General features: G+C 71.3%; 19 protein-coding genes. 6 read left to right on the top strand and 13 right to left on the bottom strand.

Going from position 1 to position 19,839, the window contains the following annotated elements; translation table 11 throughout:
• Positions 1-701 precede the first annotated feature (701 nt).
• Positions 702-1,415: a TIGR03943 family putative permease subunit gene (locus ACIRR9_RS05910; protein ID WP_403747981.1), complete on the bottom strand. Its 714-nt coding sequence runs from the start codon at positions 1,413-1,415 to the stop codon at positions 702-704.
• Positions 1,412-2,446 (bottom strand): permease, encoded by a 1,035-nt coding sequence (locus ACIRR9_RS05905; RefSeq protein WP_403747979.1) that lies wholly within the window; start codon positions 2,444-2,446, stop codon positions 1,412-1,414. The genes ACIRR9_RS05910 and ACIRR9_RS05905 overlap by 4 nt, the downstream gene beginning before the upstream one ends.
• A 171-nt stretch (positions 2,447-2,617) precedes the next feature.
• Here ACIRR9_RS05905 and ACIRR9_RS05900 point away from each other — a divergent pair, with 171 nt between their 5' ends.
• Positions 2,618-4,495, top strand: coding sequence for an NAD-binding protein (locus ACIRR9_RS05900; RefSeq protein ID WP_403748184.1), 1,878 nt, complete (start codon positions 2,618-2,620; stop codon positions 4,493-4,495).
• Positions 4,496-4,791: 296 nt separating this feature from the next.
• Here ACIRR9_RS05900 and ACIRR9_RS05895 read toward each other — a convergent pair whose 3' ends face one another.
• On the bottom strand, positions 4,792-6,600 hold the full coding sequence (locus ACIRR9_RS05895) for a prolyl oligopeptidase family serine peptidase (protein WP_403747977.1): 1,809 nt from the start codon (positions 6,598-6,600) through the stop codon (positions 4,792-4,794).
• Positions 6,601-6,746: 146 nt separating this feature from the next.
• Here ACIRR9_RS05895 and ACIRR9_RS05890 point away from each other — a divergent pair, with 146 nt between their 5' ends.
• Positions 6,747-7,532 carry an SURF1 family protein gene (locus ACIRR9_RS05890; protein ID WP_403747975.1) on the top strand — a complete coding sequence of 262 codons (786 nt, stop codon included), beginning with the start codon at positions 6,747-6,749 and terminating at the stop codon, positions 7,530-7,532.
• Between the two features lie 129 nt (positions 7,533-7,661).
• On the opposite strand, the gene ACIRR9_RS05885 is transcribed toward ACIRR9_RS05890, so the two are convergent.
• From ACIRR9_RS05885 to ACIRR9_RS05870, 4 genes are all read right to left on the bottom strand, one after another.
• Positions 7,662-8,738, bottom strand: coding sequence for a hypothetical protein (locus ACIRR9_RS05885; RefSeq protein ID WP_403747973.1), 1,077 nt, complete (start codon positions 8,736-8,738; stop codon positions 7,662-7,664).
• Between the two features lie 185 nt (positions 8,739-8,923).
• The gene (locus ACIRR9_RS05880; protein WP_403747972.1) at positions 8,924-9,598 is read right to left on the bottom strand and encodes a SigE family RNA polymerase sigma factor; all 675 of its coding nucleotides are present in this window, start codon (positions 9,596-9,598) and stop codon (positions 8,924-8,926) included.
• Positions 9,599-10,156: 558 nt separating this feature from the next.
• Entirely contained in the window at positions 10,157-11,236 is a 1,080-nt protein-coding gene (locus ACIRR9_RS05875; protein ID WP_403747970.1) for an aspartate-semialdehyde dehydrogenase, read from the bottom strand.
• On the bottom strand, positions 11,233-12,504 hold the full coding sequence (locus ACIRR9_RS05870) for an aspartate kinase (RefSeq protein ID WP_365341829.1): 1,272 nt from the start codon (positions 12,502-12,504) through the stop codon (positions 11,233-11,235). Before ACIRR9_RS05870 ends, ACIRR9_RS05875 begins: the two co-directional genes overlap by 4 nt.
• Before the next feature lie 228 nt (positions 12,505-12,732).
• Here ACIRR9_RS05870 and ACIRR9_RS05865 point away from each other — a divergent pair, with 228 nt between their 5' ends.
• Together ACIRR9_RS05865 and ACIRR9_RS05860 are read left to right on the top strand one after the other, a co-directional pair.
• The gene (locus ACIRR9_RS05865; RefSeq protein ID WP_403747968.1) at positions 12,733-13,413 is read left to right on the top strand and encodes a response regulator transcription factor; all 681 of its coding nucleotides are present in this window, start codon (positions 12,733-12,735) and stop codon (positions 13,411-13,413) included.
• Positions 13,414-13,438: 25 nt separating this feature from the next.
• Positions 13,439-14,791, top strand: coding sequence for a sensor histidine kinase (locus tag ACIRR9_RS05860; RefSeq protein WP_403747967.1), 1,353 nt, complete (start codon positions 13,439-13,441; stop codon positions 14,789-14,791).
• On the opposite strand, the gene ACIRR9_RS05855 is transcribed toward ACIRR9_RS05860, so the two are convergent.
• Both ACIRR9_RS05855 and ACIRR9_RS05850 read right to left on the bottom strand, forming a co-directional pair.
• Positions 14,757-15,269, bottom strand: coding sequence for an SgcJ/EcaC family oxidoreductase (locus ACIRR9_RS05855; protein ID WP_403747966.1), 513 nt, complete (start codon positions 15,267-15,269; stop codon positions 14,757-14,759). The two genes, ACIRR9_RS05860 and ACIRR9_RS05855, sit on opposite strands and share 35 nt — an antisense overlap.
• An 83-nt stretch (positions 15,270-15,352) precedes the next feature.
• Positions 15,353-15,520, bottom strand: coding sequence for a hypothetical protein (locus ACIRR9_RS05850; protein ID WP_365341835.1), 168 nt, complete (start codon positions 15,518-15,520; stop codon positions 15,353-15,355).
• Between the two features lie 116 nt (positions 15,521-15,636).
• Between ACIRR9_RS05850 and ACIRR9_RS05845 the strand changes: the two genes are divergently transcribed.
• Positions 15,637-16,359 (top strand): sulfite exporter TauE/SafE family protein, encoded by a 723-nt coding sequence (locus tag ACIRR9_RS05845; RefSeq protein ID WP_403747964.1) that lies wholly within the window; start codon positions 15,637-15,639, stop codon positions 16,357-16,359.
• Here ACIRR9_RS05845 and ACIRR9_RS05840 read toward each other — a convergent pair whose 3' ends face one another.
• The 4 genes from ACIRR9_RS05840 to ACIRR9_RS05825 all read right to left on the bottom strand — a co-directional run bounded on the left by ACIRR9_RS05840 (position 16,360) and on the right by ACIRR9_RS05825 (position 18,657).
• Positions 16,360-16,893 carry a VOC family protein gene (locus ACIRR9_RS05840; protein WP_403747963.1) on the bottom strand — a complete coding sequence of 178 codons (534 nt, stop codon included), beginning with the start codon at positions 16,891-16,893 and terminating at the stop codon, positions 16,360-16,362.
• 68 nt (positions 16,894-16,961) lie between these two features.
• Positions 16,962-17,627, bottom strand: coding sequence for a DUF5063 domain-containing protein (locus ACIRR9_RS05835; RefSeq protein ID WP_403747961.1), 666 nt, complete (start codon positions 17,625-17,627; stop codon positions 16,962-16,964).
• Positions 17,620-18,219, bottom strand: a complete 600-nt coding sequence (recR, locus tag ACIRR9_RS05830) for a recombination mediator RecR (protein ID WP_362574698.1) — start codon at positions 18,217-18,219, stop codon at positions 17,620-17,622. The genes ACIRR9_RS05835 and recR overlap by 8 nt, the downstream gene beginning before the upstream one ends.
• Before the next feature lie 93 nt (positions 18,220-18,312).
• Positions 18,313-18,657, bottom strand: a complete 345-nt coding sequence (locus ACIRR9_RS05825; protein ID WP_063777090.1) for a YbaB/EbfC family nucleoid-associated protein — start codon at positions 18,655-18,657, stop codon at positions 18,313-18,315.
• A 271-nt stretch (positions 18,658-18,928) separates the two neighbouring features.
• On the opposite strand from ACIRR9_RS05825, the gene ACIRR9_RS05820 reads away from it, so the two are divergent.
• Positions 18,929-19,681, top strand: a complete 753-nt coding sequence (locus ACIRR9_RS05820) for an SLATT domain-containing protein (protein ID WP_403747958.1) — start codon at positions 18,929-18,931, stop codon at positions 19,679-19,681.
• Positions 19,682-19,839 lie beyond the last annotated feature (158 nt).

Genomic DNA, 19,839 nt, shown 5'->3' with positions numbered 1-19,839 from the left:
CACCCGTCCGAGTGACCGGCTTGCAGGCGCGGGATCCGGGCCGTTACGTTCACCGCGACAACCGCAAACAGATACGGCCCCCGGCCGGGACGGCAATCCCGAACGAGGGCCTCACCGCTCAGGAAGACAGACTTCCCGATGGCTGACCCGCAGTCTAACGCGCCCTCGCGCGCCGACGCCGGAGCTCCGACCTCCGGCGTGATCCACGTACGCACCCGGCTGACGGCCGACTTCACTGTGATCTCCAACGCCCCTGCTTCCTGACCCGCCCGGCCGCCATCCTCGCCTTCCGCCTGCGCGAGACCCCATTGCCCGTCCCGCCTCCACTCCCCATGGCCGCCCGCCCAACCGTCCTCCCCCTCCAGAACTGCGACGGCTGCGAACGAGCGTTCCGCGCACCGGAACCCGGCCGTTGCCGGGACTGCCGATCCGGAAACCATCTCCGTGCCGCAGTCTGAAGCCCTGGCAGGGTGTGTGGTTCACCCGCAGGTGGGAGGCTTGCTGTGCGACGATGCGAAATCCGTCATCAGGAGGAGGTGGGGCATGGTCGACAGGTTCACGGACGGGCTGCTGACGCCCACGGAAACGGCCTCCTACCTTCAGATTCCGCAGTCGACGCTCATCTCGTGGCTAAGAAAGGCGGCCCAGCGGCATACCCGGTGCGACACGATCCCATTGAGCGCACGTGGCCCTGAGAGCCGTCAGTTGTTCCAGCTCTCGTCGTAAGGGTCGGACGGCACCGGGATCGGTTTGGCCTGGGTGACGTTCAGGTAGGGGATCGGGCCGTTGTTCACCGGGTCGTGGGTGACGCGGGCGGTGTACGTGCCCGTCACCTGGAGCCAGGCGTCCGGCTGGAGGACCGGGGGGATCTTGCCCGTGAGGGCCACCTTCACCGGCTGGGCGTCCGCCGCGCAGCAGTTGAGGGCCATGCGGACCAGATACGGGCTGCCCTTGGCGTCCAGGGCCACGAAGCCGGCGATGCTGACGCTGTGGCCGTGGAACGAGCGGCCGTGGTCGTACACCGCGCGGCCCGCGTAGTCGACCAGGTTGAGGGGGATCGGGTCGCCCTTCGGCAACTTCATGTAGCCGTACGGCTGTTGCAGGGCCGTGCCGGCGCGCACCGCGCTGTAGGAGCCGAGCGCGGGCGGGGCGACGAGGATCAGGGCCAGGAGGGGGAGGACCAGGAGCCAGGAGATGCGGGGCTCGGGGTGAGCGTGGTCGGACGTGGCGCGGTTGCGGGCGCGCCACTCGTACCAGGCCGTCGCCAGCGCCGAGACGATCAGGACCGCGCCCGCCGCGAGGATCAGCGGCTGCAGGCCGGCCTTCACATAGCGCAGGTAGAGGTTGGTCGTACCCGCGTGCAGCAGGGCCGCCCCCACCAGGAACATCACCGCCGCCTGGGCCTGCCGGTTCACAGCAGCACCGCCCCGGTCAGGAGCGCGCCCGCGATCGCGGCGACGAAGGTGGCCGGGGCGAAGCGCAGGGCGAAACCGCGGCCGAAGGTGCCCGCCTGCATCGCGAAGAGTTTGAGGTCGATCATCGGGCCCACGATCAGGAACGCCAGCTTGGCGGTGAGGGAGAACTGCGTCAGCGACGCCGCCACGAACGCGTCCGCCTCCGAGCAGATGGACAGCAGCACGGCCAGGATCGACAGGGCCAGGATCGCGACCACCGGGTTGGCCGCCGCGGTGCGCAGCCATTCCGCCGGGGCCACCGCCTTCAGGGTCGCCGCCGCCATCGCGCCCAGGACCAGGAAGCCGCCCGCGTGCACGGTGTCGTGGCGGACCGAGGACCAGAACGCCTCCATCTTGGTCTCGCCCTCGTGGTGCGCGTGCGCCGGCTGGCGCAGCCAGTCGGTGCGGCCGAGGCGCTGCCACAGCCAGCCCATCGCGCACGCCACGAGCAGGCTGCCGGCGAACCGGGCCAGCACCATCTCGGGGTTGCGCGGGAACGCCACCGCGGTCGCCGTCAGCACGATCGGGTTGATCGCGGGGGCGGAGAGCAGGAAGGCGATGGCCGCGGCCGGGGTGACGCCCCGGCGGACCAGGGCGCCGGCCACCGGGACCGACGCGCACTCGCAGCCCGGGAGCACCACACCGGCCAGGCCCGCGACCGGGACCGCGAGGGCCGGGCGGGCGGGCAGGGCGCGGGCGAAGAAGGCCGGGGGGACGAAGACCGCGATCGCCGCGGAGAGCAGCACGCCGAGGACGAGGAAGGGCAGCGCCTGGACGACCACGGCCACGAAGACCGTCATCCAGCTCTGCATCACCGGCGTCGACAGCGCGCCGCGCACCGGCCCCTGGAAGACCACGACCAGGAGCAGCAACAGGGTCAGGGCCAGCGGAGAGTTGAGATGCCAGCCCTCCTGGTCGGGGCGGTTGCCACGGCCGGGGCGCTCCTCGTGCGGGGCCGGCCCGGGCGGGGCGGCTTTCTCGGTGACGGCCACGGGACGGATACCTCCGGCACTTCGGTCAGATCCGGGATTATGCTCCCTTCCCTTCCGTACGGGCGGTCAGGGGTCGCTGTTCACTCCGTTGCTGGAACCATGCGTCCTGTTGAGGCACTCTTTTCCCTCGTGGGGAGCGTTCCGAATCAGGGTGGTGGCGGCCGGGCGCCGATGGTGGTGTGCGGGGACGACGGACTCGCGCACCGGCTGGCGGCCGAGTTGCGCGGTGTCTACGGCGAGCAGGTCACCCTTGTCGTGCCGCCGAACGTGCGAATCGCCCGGCCTCCGGTCGTCGGGCGGGCCCGGGCCGCGTCGGCCGCACTGCTCGACCGGGTGGTCAGCGCTGCCGTCGGACGGGCCAACGGCAGCAGTGGGAACGGCGGTGCCGCCGTCGCCGGTGAAGGGCCCCGCGGCGAGCGGGTGCTGGAGGCCGAGGAGGCCACCGAGGCCGTGCTCGCCGAGGCGGGCGTGGAACGGGCCGCCGCGCTCGCCCTCGTCTACGACGACGACGAGACCAACATCCGTGCCGCCCTCACCGCCCGCCGGCTGAACCCACGACTGCGGCTCGTACTGCGGCTCTACAACCGGCGGCTGGGGCAGCACATCGAGGAACTCCTCGACCAGGCCGCCGCGTTGGCGATCGGGGACCCGGACGGCGGGGCGAGTGACGCCTCCACCATCGTGCTGTCCGACGCCGACACGGCCGCGCCCGCGCTCGCCGCCACCGCGCTCGCCGGGACCGGCAAGGTCGTCCAGACGGACGGGCTGGTGCTGCGGGCCGTGGAACGCCCGCCGGGTGCCGTGCCGCGGCAGGACGCCGGCCGGGGACTGTGCACGCTCGCGCTGCTCTCCACGAACCCGAGCGGTCCCGACCTGGTCGAGGGCGTCATGGAGCAGCGGCCGCAACTGCTCCCCGACGACGAGGAGGTGCGGGCCGCGGGCGAGCGGGGCGTGCTGGTGCTGGAGCAGGTGTCGTCCGCGGCGGACGCGGCTTCGCCGGCGGGCCGCGCGGCCGGGGTGGGGGGCGGGGTCGTACCGGCGCTCTCCTCGCTGTTCTCGCGGCGGCTGCGGTGGTCGCTGGCCGGGCTGGTGGGGTGTGTGGTCGCGCTCGCGGTCGCGTTGTCCGTGGTCACGGGGATGCATCCGGTACGGGCCTTCTACTACACGCTCCTCGACATGTTCGCCATCGACAATCCCGCGATCGGGCAGTCGCTCGGGCGGCAGATCCTCCAGCTGCTGTCCGGGTTGATGGGACTGCTGTTGCTGCCGGTGCTGCTGGCTGCCGTGCTGGAGGCGCTCGGGACCTTCCGGACGGGGTCCGCGCTGCGGAAGCCGCCGCGGGGGCTCAGCGGGCATGTCGTGCTGCTCGGGCTGGGGAAGATCGGTACGCGCGTGCTGACGCGGCTGCGTGAGCTGCACGTCCCTGTCGTGTGCGTCGAGTCCGACCCCGACGCCCGGGGGCTGGCGGTGGCGCGGCGGCTGCGGGTGCCGGTGGTGTTCGGGGACGTGACCCAGGAGGGTGTCCTGGAGGCCGCCAAGATCCATCGGGCGCAGGCGCTGCTCGCGGTGACCAGCGCGGACACGACGAATCTGGAGGCCGTGCTGTACGCGCGGGCCGTGCGGCCGGATCTGAAGGCCGTGCTGCGGCTGTACGACGACGACTTCGCGACGGCCGTGTACCGGACGCTGCGGGCCGCGCATCCGCGGGCGATCACCCGGAGCCGGAGTGTGTCGTATCTGGCGGCGCCGTCCTTCGCGGGGGCGATGCTGGGGCGGCAGATCCTCGGGGCGATTCCGGTGGGGCGGAAGGTGTTGCTGGTGGCCGCGCTGGATGTGGCCGGGCATCCACAGTTGGAGGGGCGGAGTGTGGAGGGGGCGTTTCGGGCGGGGGCGTGGCGGGTGCTGGCGATCGAGGGCCGGCAGGGGGTTGCCGCGGGGGAGTATGTGCTGCGGGGTGGGGATCGGGTGGTGGTCGCCGCGACTCGGAGGGGACTGGCGGAGTTGTCGGGCCGGGTGCCGCCCACCCACCCACCCGACTCGCTGAGTTGAGAGGCGGGGGTGGGTGGGTTGCGGATCGTGGAGTGCGTGCGGGTGGGTGGGGGCTGGTCGCGCAGTTCCCCGCGCCCCTTACGGGGCGCTTCAGTCCCGTGCGCCCAGAGCTTCGCCCCGCACCCGCGCCCAGAGCTTCGCCGCACGTCCGGCGCCAAGGCTTCGCCGCACGCTCGGCGCCAAGGCTTCGCCGCACGCTCGGCGCCCAGAGCTTCGCCGCACGTCCGGCGGCCAGAGGCTTTGCCGCGTGCCTGGAAGCGAGGTGCCGGGCCTCGGCTCCGTTCGGAGGGCTTGCCTCAGTCCGTCGGTACTGTCGCCGTAGGCGCGAGGTGGCGCTCCGCGAACTCCATCTCCAGGCGGAGTTGTTTGATGCGTTCGTCCACCACCAGGGAGCCGTGGCCCGCGTCGTAGCGGTAGACCTCGTGCGGGGCCGAGCGGGCTGCCAGGCGGTTGACGTAGTTGTCGATCTGGCGGATGGGGCAGCGCGGGTCGTTGAGGCCGGCCGAGATGTAGACGGGGGCCTTGACGTCGTCGACGTAGGTCAGGGGCGACGAGGCCGCGAAGCGGTCGGGGACCTCTTCCGGTGTGCCGCCCAGCAGCGTGCGGTCCATCGCCTTCAGGGACTCCATCTCGTCGTGGTACGCCGTGACGTAGTCGGCGACCGGGACGACCGCGATGCCCACCGCCCAGGACGCGGGCTGGGTGCCCAGGCCGAGGAGTGTGAGGTAGCCGCCCCAGGATCCGCCGGTCAGGATCAGCCGGTCGGGGTCGGCGAGGCCGGACTCGACCGCCCAGTCCCGGACCGCCGCCAGGTCCTCCAGCTCGATCAGGCCCACCCGGTGCTTCAGCGCGTCCGTCCAGGCCCGGCCGTAGCCCGTGGAGCCCCGGTAGTTGATGCGGACCACCGCGTAGCCGTGGTCGACCCAGGCCGCCGGGCCCGCCGCGAAGCTGTCGCTGTCGTGCCAGGTCGGGCCGCCGTGCAGGTCGAAGACGGTGGGGAGGGGGCCGGTGGCACCGGCCGGCTTCTGGATCAGGGCGTGGATGCGGCCGCCCGGGCCCTCCACCCACGCGTCCGAGACCGGGACCGACGGCGGGCACCTCATCCCGGGCGGGTCGAGGACGATCTCGCCCGTCGTCGAGCGGACCACCGGCGGCTCGGCCGCGGACGACCAGAGGTATTCGACGGTCCCGTCCGGGCGGGCCGTGGCCCCGGAGACGGTGCCCGGCGGGGTCGGAACGGGCTCCAGCTCGCGCGTGGCCAGGTCGTAGCGGAAGAGTTCGCTGCGCGCCTCGAAACTGTGCACGATCAGCAGCGCGCCGCCGTCCGGGAACCACTCCGCGCTCACGTCACCCGGCAGGTCGAGGGCCAGGTCGGTCTGCCCGCCGGTGGCGACGTCCCAGACCAGCGGCTCCCAGCGGCCCCGCCGCTGGTGGCCGATGAGCAGCCGCGGGTCGCCCTCGACCGGGGCGAAGCCCAGCACCTCCAGGCCCAGCTCCTCGGTGCCGCCCTTCGTGTCGTCCAGCTCCGCCAGCGTCGTGCCGTCCGGACGGACCACGCGGAGCGCCGAGTGCATCGCGTCACCGTGCTCGGTGTGCTCCAGCGCGATCAGCGAGCCGTCGTGGGAGAGGTCGCCGACGCCCGCGGACTCGGGGTGCCGGTAGATCTCCAGCGGCTCCTCCCCCGCCCTGACCAGATAGATCGTCGTGCCCTCGTCGTCCGTGGAGCGGCCCACGACCGCCGTACGGCCGTCCCGGCCCAGCGCCAGGCCCGAGGGGTAGGACGGCTCCAGGCCCGGCGCCGCCTCCTCGTCCGCGCCGCCCGCGAAGGGCTGGCGGCGCCAGACGCCGAACTCGTCACCGTCCTTGTCGTCGAACCACCAGATCCACGCGCCGTCCGGGGAGAGCAGCCCGTCCGTCGTGCCGTTCGGCCGGTTCGTCGCCTGGCGCTGCTCCCCGCTCGCGCGGTCCCAGGCGTACAGCTCGTACGTCCCCGTCGCGTTCGACACGAACAGGGAACGGTCGGGGGCGTCCTCCGCCCAGTCCGGCAGGGAGACCCGAGGGGCGCGGAAGCGCTTCTCCCAGTCCGGCATGTCGCTCTCACTCATGGCCGCAGTCATGGCCCCATAGTGCCTGCACCCGCCCACAATGTGCTCAGGAGTACCCGCAGCCTGTGGATAACTTTGCGCGCGGTCGGGCGACGCGCGCCCACCCCACCCCCAACCCCCCGCAAAGCGCCCCGTACCGTGGAAGCGTGTACCGCTTCCTGCTGACACCCCGCTGGTGGGGCATCAACGTTTTCGTGCTGCTCGCCATCCCGTTCTGCATCTTCATGGGGTCCTGGCAGCTGAGCCGTTTCGAGGCGCGGGTACAGGCCCACCACAGCGCCGACGAACAGGTGGAGACGGCCAAGAAGGAAGCGGCCCGGCCGCTGGCCGACCTGCTCCCCGTCGACCAGGCGACCTCGGGCAAGCGGGCCACCGTCAGCGGGCGGTACGGCAAGCAGCTGCTGGTGCCGGACCGTCAGCTCGGCGACAAGAACGGCTTCTACGTCCTGACCCTGCTGCGCACCGACTCCGGCCAGGCCCTGCCCGTCGTGCGCGGCTGGCTGCCCGGCAGGGCCGACGCGGCCAAGGCGCCCGCCGCGCCCACCGGCGAGGTCACCGTCACCGGCGCGCTGCAGGCCTCCGAGACGCCGGGGGACAACGGCGTCGGCGCCCAGAGCGGGCTGCCGTCGGGACAGACGGCGGCGATCAGCGCGGCCACGCTGGTGAACCTGGTGCCGTACAAGGTGTACGACGCCTGGATCACCCTGGACAAGGCCGACTCGGGGATGACGGCCGTGCCGGCGACCGCGCCGGACAACTCGGGGCTCGATCTGAAGGCGTTCCAGAACCTCGGCTACACCGGTGAGTGGTTCGTGTTCGCGGGGTTCGTGGTGTTCATGTGGTTCCGGCTGCTGCGCCGCGAGGTGGAGTTCGCGCGGGACGCGGCACTGGGGATCGTGCCGGAGGAAGAGCCCGTCGTCATCAGGGCCTGAGTGTCATCGACGTCAGGGCCTGAGTGTGTGTCATCGACGTCACGGCCTGAACCTCACCGGCGTCAGGGCCTGAGCGTCGTCGGCGTCAGGCTCTGAACGTCAGTCATCGGTATCAGGGTCCGAGCGCCGTCAGACGGACGGCGCCAGCACCCCGGTCCAGTACACCGTGCCGGCGCAGGCGTTCGTCACCGTCGCGGAGCCGGTCGGCGACCCGGCCTCGGGCGTGTACGAGACCGCGATGCTGCCGTCGGCCGTGCTGTCCTCGGTGAGGAGCTGGGTGGAGGTGCCGTCGGACCCGGCCGTGGTCGTACCGGTGCTGGTGCTCGCCGAGGGGCTCGGGGAGGCCGTGGTGCCGCCGGTGTCGGTGGAGCCGCTGCCGCCGCCGGTGGTCGGGCAGGTCGCCGACGGGACGAAGGCGAACTTCTCCTGGTAGGCCGCGCCGGGTGCCAGGACCAGCCCGGTGAGCTCGGTCGTCGGGTCGGGCAGCCCGGCCGCCGCGTCGCCGGAGGTGTGCCGGGCGGTGCTGATCTTGGTGGTGTCGGCCGCGCCCTGCGCGAGGAAGCCGATACTGCCGGGGCCGCCGACGGTACAGCTCGTCTTCGAGACGTTCACGACGTGGAAGGTGCCGTAGACGACGCCCGTCGAGTCGGCGGCGGCGACGGTGGAGGTCGGGGTGGAGAGCTGGTCCGAGGTGCAGACCGGGGCCGCGGTGTCGGCGCTGGCCGTGGGGACCACCTTGGTGCCGGTGGCACCCGAGCTGCTCGCGGTCTTGCCGCCGCTCTTGGGGCCGCCCGGGCTCTGGCCGGTGGCCTGGCCGTTGGAGCCGCCCGCGGTGCTGGCGCCGCCGTCCGGGTTCTTGCCGCCGGTGGCGCCGCCCTGGGCCTGGGAGGCCTCACCGGCGATGGAGGTGTTGGGGTCGATGCCGCCGGACTGCGAGACATGCACGAGGGCGGGGATCGCGGTGCCGATGAACAGGGCCGCGGCCGCCATGCCGACCGTGGCCTGGCGCTTGCGGGCCCGGCGGGCGGGCACCGCGCGGCGCAGATGGTCGAGGGAGCCGTCGCGCGGTGTGAGGTCGTCGACCGCGGAGTGCAGCAGCCGGCGCAGCGCCAGCTCGTCCGCCGCGAGCCCGTCGGGGCCGGGGCGGGGTCCGTCAAAGCCCTGTCCGAGCTCCTCGGGGCCCTTGTCGTCGGGGCCGTGGTTCACAGTTCCGTTCCCAGCGTGCGATTGCGTGTGCTCTTGCTCGTGGCTTCGCGCCGGCTCCCCCGAACCGCGCCGCCCGTGATTCCGTGCCGGTTCCCCCGAACCGTCGGACTCGTCCTCCCCCATCGGCTCATGCCAAGCGTAGGGCTCGTGGCGATCATGTGAGTCGCCTCCCTCGGGGCTGTCGGTCATGCCGTCGACTCCATCGCCACCCGCAGGGCCGCGATGCCGCGCGAGCCGTACGCCTTCACCGAGCCCAGCGAGATACCGAGCGTCTCGGCGACCTGGGCCTCGGTCATGTCGGCGAAGTAGCGCAGCACGAGGACCTCGCGCTGGCGGCGCTGCAGGCCCTTCATCGCCTTGATCAGGTCGCGCCGCTCCAGCTGGTCGTAGGCGCCCTCCTCGGCGCTCGCCATGTCGGGCATCGGCTTGGAGAGGAGCTTGAGGCCGAGGATGCGGCGGCGCAGCGCGGAGCGGGAGAGGTTGACGACCGTCTGGCGCAGATAGGCCAGGGTCTTCTCCGGGTCACGGACGCGTTTGCGGGCGGAGTGGACACGGATGAACGCCTCTTGGACGACGTCCTCGCAGGAGGCCGTGTCGTCGAGGAGGAGGGCGGCGAGGCCGAGGAGCGAGCGGTAGTGCGCCCGGTAGGTCTCCGTGAGGTGGTCGACGCTGGTACCGGCCGCCGCCGTGTCCTCGGCGCCGTCGCGCTGGCTGGGTATGCGGGTGGGCCGCGCTGCGGGCATGGGCGCGATCACCGGCATGCCGCCGGGCGCACCGGGCCCGCGGGGGCGCAGGCCGGCACGGGGCGGCCGTAGAGCCGTCGCGCCGAGGGGCGCACTGAGTTCGAGTACCTCTGCCACGCCAGTTGGACACGCTGACCCCCGGCGGGGTTGTACGTGCCGGGCATCACTTTTGCTTCGGGCGTGCCGGGCGGGTCCGCTTCAGGTGTTCCGGGCAGGCTCACGTCAGGCGTGCCGGGCGGGTCCGCGTCGGCTGTACCGGGTATGCCGGGATGGCCGGCCGGCCCGGTCGTCACCGTTCTTCGCGCGTCCGGCAGCACATCAGACGGTGCCTCAAATGCCGTCATGCGTCCCGCTCTTCCCCTATATCCCATTATGAACAGGCGTCCCCACGCCCCGATCACGGCGTCCCCACGCCAGGATCATGCGTCCTCACGGCCCGGAGACCCGAAGATCCGAGGGCCGGCCGCGTAAGTGCCCCGTAAGAGGGCGACCGCAAAGACGCTCCCCGCCGCCCGCGTGGTTGCGGAGGACGGGGAGGAAAATCTTCGAACGCCGAGGGGTCGGGATTCAAGAGGTCCGGACCATGCTCATGGCCACATTTCTTACAGGGATCCTACCGGTGGGCACGCTCCCACCCCGCCCTCACCCGGGACGTTTCCCGTGGTCACCGACTGTTCACGCAATCTCCGCCGTACCTGAACGGCCGGTCAGTTCCGCGGCCACCAGCTCGGCGATCTGCGCGGTGTTCAGGGCCGCGCCTTTGCGAAGGTTGTCCCCGCACACGAACAGTTCGAGCGCGGTCGGGTCGTCGAGGGACCGTCTTACCCGCCCGACCCAGGTCGGATCGGTGCCGACCACGTCGGCGGGCGTCGGGAACTCCCCGGCGGCCGGATTGTCGAAGAGGACGACACCCGGGGCCGTGTCCAGGATCTCCCGGGCCTTCTCGACGGTGACCTCGCCCTGGAACCGGGCGTGCACGGTCAGGGAGTGCGTGGTGACCACCGGGACGCGGACACACGTCACCGCGACCGGCAGCTTCGGCAGTCCGAGGATCTTGCGGGACTCGTCCCGCACCTTCATCTCCTCCGAGGACCAGCCGTCCTCCCGCAGCGACCCGGCCCACGGTACGACGTTGAGCGCGACCGGCTCCGGGAACGGCCCGGTGAGGTCCCCGACCGCCCGCCGTACGTCACCGGGCTTGGTGCCCAGCTCCGTACCGGCGACCAGGGACAGCTGGGCCCGCAGCGTCTCCACGCCGGCCCGTCCGGCCCCGCTCACCGCCTGGTACGACGACACCACCAGCTCGCGCAGCCCGAACTCGGCGTGCAGCGCGCCGAGGGCGACGATCATCGACAGGGTGGTGCAGTTGGGGTTGGCGACGATCCCGCGCGGCCGGATGTGGGAGCAGTGCGGATTGACCTCGGGGACCACCAGGGGCACCTGGGGGTCCATCCGGAAGGCCCCGGAGTTGTCCACCACGACGACACCCCTGGCCGCGGCGATCGGCGCCCAGCGCGCGGACACCTCGTCGGGAACGTCGAACATCGCGACGTCGATCCCGTCGAAGGCCTCCTCCGAGAGCGCGACGACCTCGACCTCCTCACCGCGCACGGCCAGCTTGCGGCCGGCCGAGCGCGGGGAGGCGATCAGGCGGATCTCGCCCCAGACGTCCGCCCGCTGGGACAGGATCTGGAGCATGACCGAGCCGACGGCCCCGGTCGCACCCACGACCGCGAGCGCCGGCTTGCCGGTCATCGGCCGGTGCCTCCGTAGACGACTGCCTCGTCGGAGTCGGAGTCGAGCCCGAAGGCGGTGTGCACGGCGCGCACGGCCTCCGGCACGTCGTCGGCGCGGGTGACGACCGAGATACGGATCTCGGAGGTCGAGATCAGCTCGATGTTCACACCGGCGTCGGACAGCGCCTCGAAGAACGAGGCGGTGACACCCGGGTTGGTCTTCATGCCCGCGCCGACCAGCGAGATCTTGCCGATCTGGTCGTCGTAGCGGAGCGAGTCGAAGCCGATGCCCGCCCGGTTCCGCTCCAGCGCGTCGATGGCCTTGCGGCCCTCGGTCTTCGGCAGCGTGAAGGAGATGTCCGTCAGGCCGGTGGCCGCGGCGGACACGTTCTGCACGACCATGTCGATGTTGATCTCGGCATCGGCGATGGTCCGGAAGATGGCGGCGGCCTCACCGGGCTTGTCGGGCACACCGACGACCGTGATCTTGGCCTCGGAGGTGTCGTGCGCGACACCGGAGATGATGGCCTGCTCCACCTTCTTGTCCCCAATCGGCTTGCTGCTGACCCACGTGCCCTGCAGTCCGCTGAAGCTGGACCGGACGTGGATCGGGATGTTGTAGCGGCGGGCGTACTCCACACAGCGGTGGAGCAGCACCTTGGAACCGGAGGCGGCGAGCTCCAGCATGTCCTCGAAGGAGATCCAGTCGATCTTCCGCGCCTTCTTCACCACGCGCGGGTCGGCGGTGAACACACCGTCGACGTCGGTGTAGATCTCGCAGACCTCGGCGTCGAGGGCGGCGGCGAGCGCCACGGCGGTCGTGTCGGAACCGCCGCGCCCCAGCGTGGTGATGTCCTTCTTGTCCGCGCTGACGCCCTGGAACCCGGCGACGATGGCGATGTTGCCCTCGTCCAGCGCCACCCGGATCCGCCCCGGTGTGACGTCGATGATCCGGGCTTTGTTGTGGACCGAGTCGGTGATGACGCCTGCCTGGCTGCCGGTGAACGACTGGGCCTCGTGGCCCAGGTTTTTGATCGCCATGGCCAGCAGTGCCATGGAGATACGCTCTCCGGCGGTCAGCAGCATGTCGAACTCACGCCCGGCAGGCATCGGGGATACCTGCTCGGCGAGATCGATCAGCTCGTCCGTCGTGTCGCCCATCGCGGAAACGACGACAACCACCTGGTTGCCGTTCTTCTTCGCTTCCACGATCCGCTTGGCGACGCGCTTGATGCCCTCGGCATCAGCAACGGAGGAGCCTCCGTACTTCTGCACGACAAGGCCCACGTGCGCTCCTCGCTCGGTTCGTTTATGTCGGCTCAGTCTAACGAGCGTCCGAATTCCACCAGCCTGCTCCCGCATGGTGAGACGTCGTGGCGGGGGTGTCCGGCCGCTCGCTTCCGGAACGGAACCTGCCCAGCGCACGGCACACCACGCGGAAAGTGCCCTGGCTCACAGTGGCGGCCGCGAGCCGGGGCCACTGTGAATTAAGTTTCAAGAATTAAGGTACGGGGCGTGCGCGTACTTCTGGTGGAAGACGACGAGCCGGTGGCCGAGTCCCTCCGGCGCGGCCTGAAGCGGTACGGCTTCGAGGTCGAGTGGGTCACCACGGGCGCCGCCGCGCTCGCCCACCCGGGCCCCTACGACCTCGTACTCCTCGACCTCGGCCTGCCCGACACCGACGGCCTGGACGTCTGCAAGGCGCTCCGGCAGCGGGGCGATCTGCCGATCATCGTGATCAGCGCGCGCAGCGACGAGACGGACCGGGTGGTCGGCCTGGAGCTGGGCGCGGACGACTACGTCTCCAAGCCGTTCGGGGTCCGCGAGGTGATCGCCCGGATAAGGGCGGTGATGCGCCGCGCCCAGCCCCGCACGTCGGCGGACACCGGCCCCGACCGCTACGGACCGCGCCTGACCGTGGACCGCAAGGCGGCCCGCGTCCATCTGGACGGCGCGGAGGTCGCCCTGGCCCCCAAGGAGTACGACCTGCTGGCCTTCCTCACCGAGGAGCCGGGCGCGCTGATGTCGCGCGAGCAGATCATGGAGGCCGTCTGGGACGCCAACTGGTTCGGCCCGACCAAGACCCTGGACGTGCATGTGGCGGCCCTCCGCCGCAAACTCGCCGGCGCGATCACCATCGAGGCCGTGCGGGGTGTCGGCTTCCGCCTGGAGGTGGCGGCCGGGGACCCCGTATGAACCGCCGGGCGGCCGGTGAGGCCTCGTGAACCGCCAGCTCATCCGGAGCTACATCCTGCTGGTCGCGGTCGCCATCCTGCTCTTCACCGTCCCGGTCGCGTTCACCCTCACCAAGCAGCTGCGCGACGACACGGAACTCTCCGTCCTGCGCGAGGCCAAGACCATGGCGCTGCTGCTGGGCGGCGCCGACGGCGTCTCGTGCGAGGCCCTGACCGAGGTGGCGAAGGCGTACGACCGCGAGAGCCCCGGCACGGTCCAGGTGACCCCCACCGGCAGCTGCGCCCCCGACCTGCCGAAGCCGGTCGCCGACCGGGCGCTGGACCGGGCCGTGACACACAACGAGGCGGCCACCGACTGGGGTTCGGACTTCATCTGGGGCAAGCACCTCACCGTCACCGTCCCCGCCCAGGGGGACGCGGCCGTACGGATCGTCTACTCGACGTCGGACATGACGACCCGGCTGTGGCAGATCTGGGGCTTCCGGGCCGGCCTCGCCGTACTGGTCCTCGCGGCGGCCGCGGCGATCGGCGCGGTCGCCGCCCGCCGGATCACCCGCCCGCTGCGTGAACTCAACTCCATGGCGAGCAAGTTCAGCGACGGCGACCTCACGGCCCGCTCCCCCGTGACCGGCCCGGCGGAGACCCAGACCCTGGCCCGCACCCTCAACCAGGGCGCGGAACGCCTGGACACACTGGTCGCCTCGCAGCGCATCTTCGTCGCGGACGCCTCGCATCAACTACGCACCCCGCTGACCGCGTTGCGCCTGTCCCTGGACAACATCGCGGACGGGGTCGACGACGAGTTCGTCCGCGAGGACGTGGAACAGGCGACGGCGGAAGTGGTCCGGATGAGCCGTCTGGTCAACGGCCTGCTGGTGCTGGCGCGCGCGGAGGCGAAGGTGACGGCGCCCGAGCCGCTGCAGCTGCTGGACATCGTCGAGGAACGCCTCACCGTGTGGAGACCGGCCGCCGACGAGCGCGGAGTCCACATCGCGCTCAGGGGAATTGCCGACGGCCGGCCGTCTGTGCTGGCCGGAACCGGTCATCTGGACCAGGTGCTGGACAACGTCCTGTCGAACGCCCTGGAGGTGTCACCGGACGGCGCCACGATCACGGTCGGCGTCGAGGCGACGGCCGACGAGGTGACACTCTCCGTCCGGGACGAGGGTCCGGGCATGACGGACGCGGAGAAGTCCCGCGCGTTCGACCGCTTCTGGCGCGGTCAGGGCCTGACCGGCCGCTCGGGCTCCGGCCTGGGTCTGTCCGTCGTACGCCAGTTGGTGACGGACGACGGCGGCACGGTCACCCTGCGGGACGCGCCGGGGGGCGGACTGTGCGTGCTGATCACCCTTCGGGCATCACCGAGGAGTGGTGGTTGACGATCAGCCATGTGCCGCCGCGCTTCTCGTACTCGTAGGTGTAGCGGGCCTCGACGACCCGCTTGGCGCCGGTCTTCGGGGCGGTGAGCGTGAAGGCGTAGATGCCGGTGTCGATGGCCGAGTTGCCGTCGAGCACATTGATGATCGTCCGCTTCTTCTCGCCCACCGGCTTGTTCTGCAGGAAGTGCTCGAAGTAGTCGACGATCTGGGCGTGGTCGGTCCGGATCTTGTTGCTGACGGTCGGCAGCAGGACGGCGTCCTTCGCGTAGAGGTCGGCGACCTTCTCCGGGTCGCCGGTCCGCAGGGCCGCGTTCCACTTGTCGAAGAGGCCGGCGATCTGCTTCTTGCTCGGCCGGTGCTCGTGCCCGCCGCTGCCGCCTGCCTGGCTGACCCCCACGCTCACCGTGGCGGCGGTGACGAGGGCGGTGGCGGTGACGACGGCGGCGCGTATACGGGTCTTACGGGTCGTTCGGTTCATGACCCAAGACTCTCTTTCCGCTGGTTAACGCCCGTGCAGCCGACGTACAACGGACGTGCAGGGCCGATCCAATTCGCGTTCGCTCAGCTCCGCAGCAGACTGACGCCGGCGCCGAGCGACACGACCCCCATCCCGACGGCGGTCATCACCCCCTGCGCGCCGTCGACGACGAAGGGGGCGACGGCGGCGACGGCGAGGTTGAAGAGGAAGAGGAACCAGAGGACGGGACGGGAGGAGAGCAGGGCCTTCATGGGAGGAGTCCTCGCTGTGTGATGGGCTGGCTGACCTGGCGAGATCAACGATTCCGTCTCCCGGAGCCCGAAACGAGGGAGCGCGCTCCCGATCCGTTGGTGTAGCCAGTTACACCATGACGACGACCTTGATCCCGCTCTCCGGCATAGTGCTGCTGGGCGCGAGCGTGCAGTGGCTGACCGGAATGGGCTTCGCGCTGGTCGCCGTACCGGCGCTGATCCTGCTGCTCGGCCCGGCGCAGGGAGTCGCCCTGGCGAACTGCGCGGCGGGTGCGATCAGCGTGGTGGGGCTGGCGGGCGGCTGGCGCCGGGTCCGCCCCGCGGCGATGGTCCCGCTGTGCGCGGCGGCGGCCTGCACGGTCCCCGCGGGCACCTGGCTCACCCGTCAACTCCCGCCGCCGTGGCTGTTGCTGACGATGGGCGCCCTGGTGACGGTGGCGGTCCTGCTCGTGATGCGGGGCGCCCGGCTCCCCGCCCTGCACGGCCGGGCCGGCGCGCTGACGGCGGGCGCGGTGGGCGGCTTCATGAACTCGGCGGCGGGCGTGGGCGGCCCCCCGGTCTCCCTCTACGCCCTCAACGCGGGCTGGACGGTACGGGAGTTCGTCCCCAACGCGCAGTTCTACGGTGTCGTCGTCAACGCGTTCTCGGTGACGGCGAACGGGGTGCCGGGGCTGAGCGCGGCGGAGTGGACGGCGGTGGGTGCGGCGATGCTGGCGGGCGGCCTGATCGGAAGAACGGTGGGCGACCGCCTCCCCGAACACCACGCCCGCCGCCTGGTCCTCCTGCTGGCCCTGACGGGCGGGGTCACGGCGGTGGCGAAAGGGATCTGGACGCTGTGATCAGCCGGCACCCCGCACCGGCGCACTGCTGCGCCCCCGACTGCGACCGCTGAGCTCGGCGTCGAAGGTCTCCTGGGCGACGCGCATGACCTCGGCGTACGCCGGCTCCCGCAGCCGTTTCCACATCTCCTCCTCGGAGACGTCCTCGACATGCGCGACCACCCACCAGATGTTGCCGAAGGGGTCCTTGACGCGCCCGCCGCGTTGTCCGAAGGCGTGGTCGGCGAGGGAGGTGACGACCCGGCCACCGGCCTCGACGGCACGCGCGAACGTGTCGTCCGCGTCGGCGACGAACACCCGCAGCAGGCTGGGCATGACGGGCCAGTCCGCGCTCCGGTCGAAGGCCAGGACGACGGTGTCACCGATCCGGATCTCGGCGTGCCCGATCGCACCGGCCTCGGTGGGGACCCGCCCCAGCTCCTCACCCCCGAACGCCTGGGTGACGAAGTCCAGGAACGCCCCGGTGTCGTCGGTGACGACCCAGGGCGCGACCGTGGTGTATCCCTCGGGTGTGGTGCCGGGCTGCGCGGGCATGGCGGTCCCCTCAGTGGTGCCGGAATGGTCACCGACGACCCTAGGGACCGCTCAGGACGGAGGCTGTCCTACTTGGACGAGGAGCGGACTCCCAGCGCCCCGCCGATCTCCTGCTGCATGACCTGGCCCGCCTCGAACTCCAGCGTCTCGTCGCCGACCGTCGCCTGGTCCGTGTCCAGGCCGTCCAGTTCCTCCAGGGGCTGGTTGAGGCGGACGTGGATCAGGATGGACTGGAGGGCGCGGAGCACGGCGGACGCGGTCGAGCCCCAGTTGGAGAAGTAGGAGAACTGCCACCACCACAGCGCTTCCGTGGTGCGGCCCGCGCGGTAGTGGGCCATGCCGTGGCGGAGGTCGGTGATGATGTCGGCCAAGTCGTCCGAGAGACGGGCCGGTACGGGCGCCTTGCGGGGCTCGTACGGGTCGAAGACCTCGGAGTAGACGTCGATGGGCTCCAGGAGGCGCGCGAAGTTCTCGCGGAGCTGGTCGACGTCCGGCTCCGGGCCCAGGTCCGGCTCGTAACGCTCGTCGGGGACGATGTCCTCGTGCGCGCCGAGGCGGCCGCCGGCCAGCAGGAGCTGGGAGACCTCCAGGAGGAGGAAGGGGACCGCCGAGTCCGGCTCGTCGCCCTTCGCGACCTCCGTGACGGCCACCAGGAAGCTCTCCACCTGGTCCGCGATCTGGACCACGAAGTCGTCCGGGTTCTGTGCAGTCGCGTGCAGCGTGGCGTCAGACATCTAGGAGTCGTCTCCCCTCGAAGGCGCGGCCGAGGGTGACCTCGTCCGCGTATTCCAGGTCGCCGCCCACCGGGAGGCCGCTGGCCAGGCGGGTGACCTTCAGGCCCATGGGTTTGATCATGCGGGCGAGGTACGTGGCCGTCGCCTCGCCTTCGAGATTGGGGTCCGTGGCCAGGATGAGTTCGGTGACCGCACCGTCGGCCAGGCGGGCGAGCAGTTCCCTGATGCGCAGGTCGTCGGGGCCGACGCCCTCGATCGGGCTGATCGCGCCGCCCAGGACGTGGTAGCGGCCCCGGAACTCCCGGGTGCGCTCGACGGCGACGACGTCCTTCGGCTCCTCCACCACGCAGATGACCGTCGGGTCGCGGCGGGCGTCGCGGCAGATGTTGCACAGCTCCTCCTGTGCCACGTTGCCGCAGGTCGCGCAGAAGCGGACCTTCGCCTTCACCTCCAGGAGGGCCTGCGCGAGACGCCGTACGTCCGTGGGCTCCGCCTGGAGGATGTGGAAGGCGATCCGCTGCGCGCTCTTCGGACCGACGCCGGGCAACCGCCCCAGCTCGTCGATGAGGTCCTGAACCACGCCTTCGTACAACGGACTGCCCTTCCTGGAGTCTTTCGGTACGTACCGTAGTTGGCTGCCGCCTGTCCTAGGAAGGCGGTACGGGTGTCACGTGGGCGACGAACATCAGAACGGCAGACCGGGGATGCCGCTGCCGCCGCCCAGGCCCTGTGCCAGCGGGCCCAGCTTCTGCTGCTGGAGCGTCTGAGCGTTCTCGTTGGCCGCCTGGACGGCCGCGACGATCAGGTCGGCGAGGGTCTCGGTGTCCTCCGGGTCCACCGCCTTCGGGTCGATCTTGAGCGCGCGCAGCTCGCCGGAGCCGGTCACGGTGGCCCGCACCAGGCCGCCACCCGCCTGCCCGTCGACCTCCGTGTTCGCCAGTTCCTCCTGGGCCCGTGCCAGGTCCTGCTGCATCTTCTGGGCCTGCTGGAGCAGCTGCTGCATGTTGGGCTGGCCACCACCGGGGATCACGATCAGCTCCTGGATACGGGTCCGGATTTTCTCTGCTGTGCATGAGCCTACGTGGTCGACGCAGCCATCGCCCCGCCACTCTTTCGAGTGAGAATCCCGGCGGGCCTATACCTGATCAAGCACCACTTCTGGGCGGAAAAGCGGCCAAAGCAAAGCCTTCGCCACCCATTGAGAGGTAGGAAGGGTGCCCGTCGTCAACATCCATTGTCGCGTCCAATGCCATGTTCGAGGTCACGGAACGTGACCGGTTGTGATCAGTAGGGAGTGCCGGGTGGCTCAGCCGGAGATGCAGCCCGAGGGACCGCCTCAGGACGGGCGGGGCGAGGGTGCGGCCGGACTGCGGCCGGGTGATCTGACCGGGCGGGTGTTCCCGCACGGGGACTGGGGCGAGCCGGCCGAGCGGCTCGACGAGCTCTACCGGTGGGTGGAGCGCGGGGCTCTGGAGACGGCCGCGTGGTATCTGACGGACCGGGTGTGGAAACGGCGGGGGGCGCGGGTGCTGCGGTCCGGGGCGGCCGTGGGGGCGACGCTCGGGGCGGCACTGCCGCTCCTCGATGTCACCGGGGCGATCGGCGGGGTCGCGCCCTGGGGGTATCTCGCGCTGCTGATGGCGGTGGCGTGCATCGGCATCGACCGGTTCTTCGGCGTGACCTCCGGCTGGATAAGGGACATGGCCACGGCCCAGGCCGTGCAGCGGCGGCTCCAGGTGCTCCAGTTCGACTGGGCGGCGGAGAGTGTCCGTGAGGTACTGGGACCGGCGGAGGGGACGGCGAGCGAGGCGGCCGAGCGGTGCCTGGGGGTGCTGCGGCGGTTCTCGGAGGACGTGACCGAGCTGGTCCGTACGGAGACGGCGGACTGGATGGTGGAGTTCCGGACGGGGTCGGCGCCGCTGGGCATCCAGGCGGCGGTGGCGGCGGGGCCGCGGGGGGATGCGGGCCACTGGAACGGACGGTTTCCCCTGCCGCCGGGTCCCAACGGGGCTCGGCCGAACATGCCTCGCCAACGGCCACCGGAGCCGCGGTGAAGTAAGGGGGCGTGCGTCATCGGTCGGCTGCCGGTGCCTCGTGGTTGCTCGCGCAGTTCCCCGCGCCCCTAAAAGGGGCGCTGCAGCTGACGCGCCCCAAAGGGGCGCGGGGAACTGCGCGGCCAGCCACGACGGCGCGGCACACGACCCACGACACT

It is taken from the genome of Streptomyces sp. NPDC101234, assembly GCF_044767525.1.
In the GTDB taxonomy this organism is placed as follows: domain Bacteria; phylum Actinomycetota; class Actinomycetes; order Streptomycetales; family Streptomycetaceae; genus Streptomyces; species Streptomyces sasae.
Note: the sequence above shows the minus strand (reverse complement) of the source record. Positions and strands in the feature narration are given on the sequence as shown.

Bases quoted from the DNA above. Each gene is read 5' to 3' on its own strand.
- ACIRR9_RS05835 (WP_403747961.1), bottom strand. From the start codon at position 17,627: ATGTCTGACGCCACGCTGCACGCGACTGCACAGAACCCGGACGACTTC.
- ACIRR9_RS05845 (WP_403747964.1), top strand. From the start codon at position 15,637: ATGACGACGACCTTGATCCCGCTCTCCGGCATAGTGCTGCTGGGCGCG.
- ACIRR9_RS05850 (WP_365341835.1), bottom strand. From the start codon at position 15,520: ATGAAGGCCCTGCTCTCCTCCCGTCCCGTCCTCTGGTTCCTCTTCCTC.
- ACIRR9_RS05895 (WP_403747977.1), bottom strand. From the start codon at position 6,600: ATGAGTGAGAGCGACATGCCGGACTGGGAGAAGCGCTTCCGCGCCCCT.
- ACIRR9_RS05875 (WP_403747970.1), bottom strand. From the start codon at position 11,236: ATGACCGGCAAGCCGGCGCTCGCGGTCGTGGGTGCGACCGGGGCCGTC.
- ACIRR9_RS05855 (WP_403747966.1), bottom strand. From the start codon at position 15,269: ATGAACCGAACGACCCGTAAGACCCGTATACGCGCCGCCGTCGTCACC.
- ACIRR9_RS05900 (WP_403748184.1), top strand. From the start codon at position 2,618: ATGGTGGTGTGCGGGGACGACGGACTCGCGCACCGGCTGGCGGCCGAG.
- ACIRR9_RS05840 (WP_403747963.1), bottom strand. From the start codon at position 16,893: ATGCCCGCGCAGCCCGGCACCACACCCGAGGGATACACCACGGTCGCG.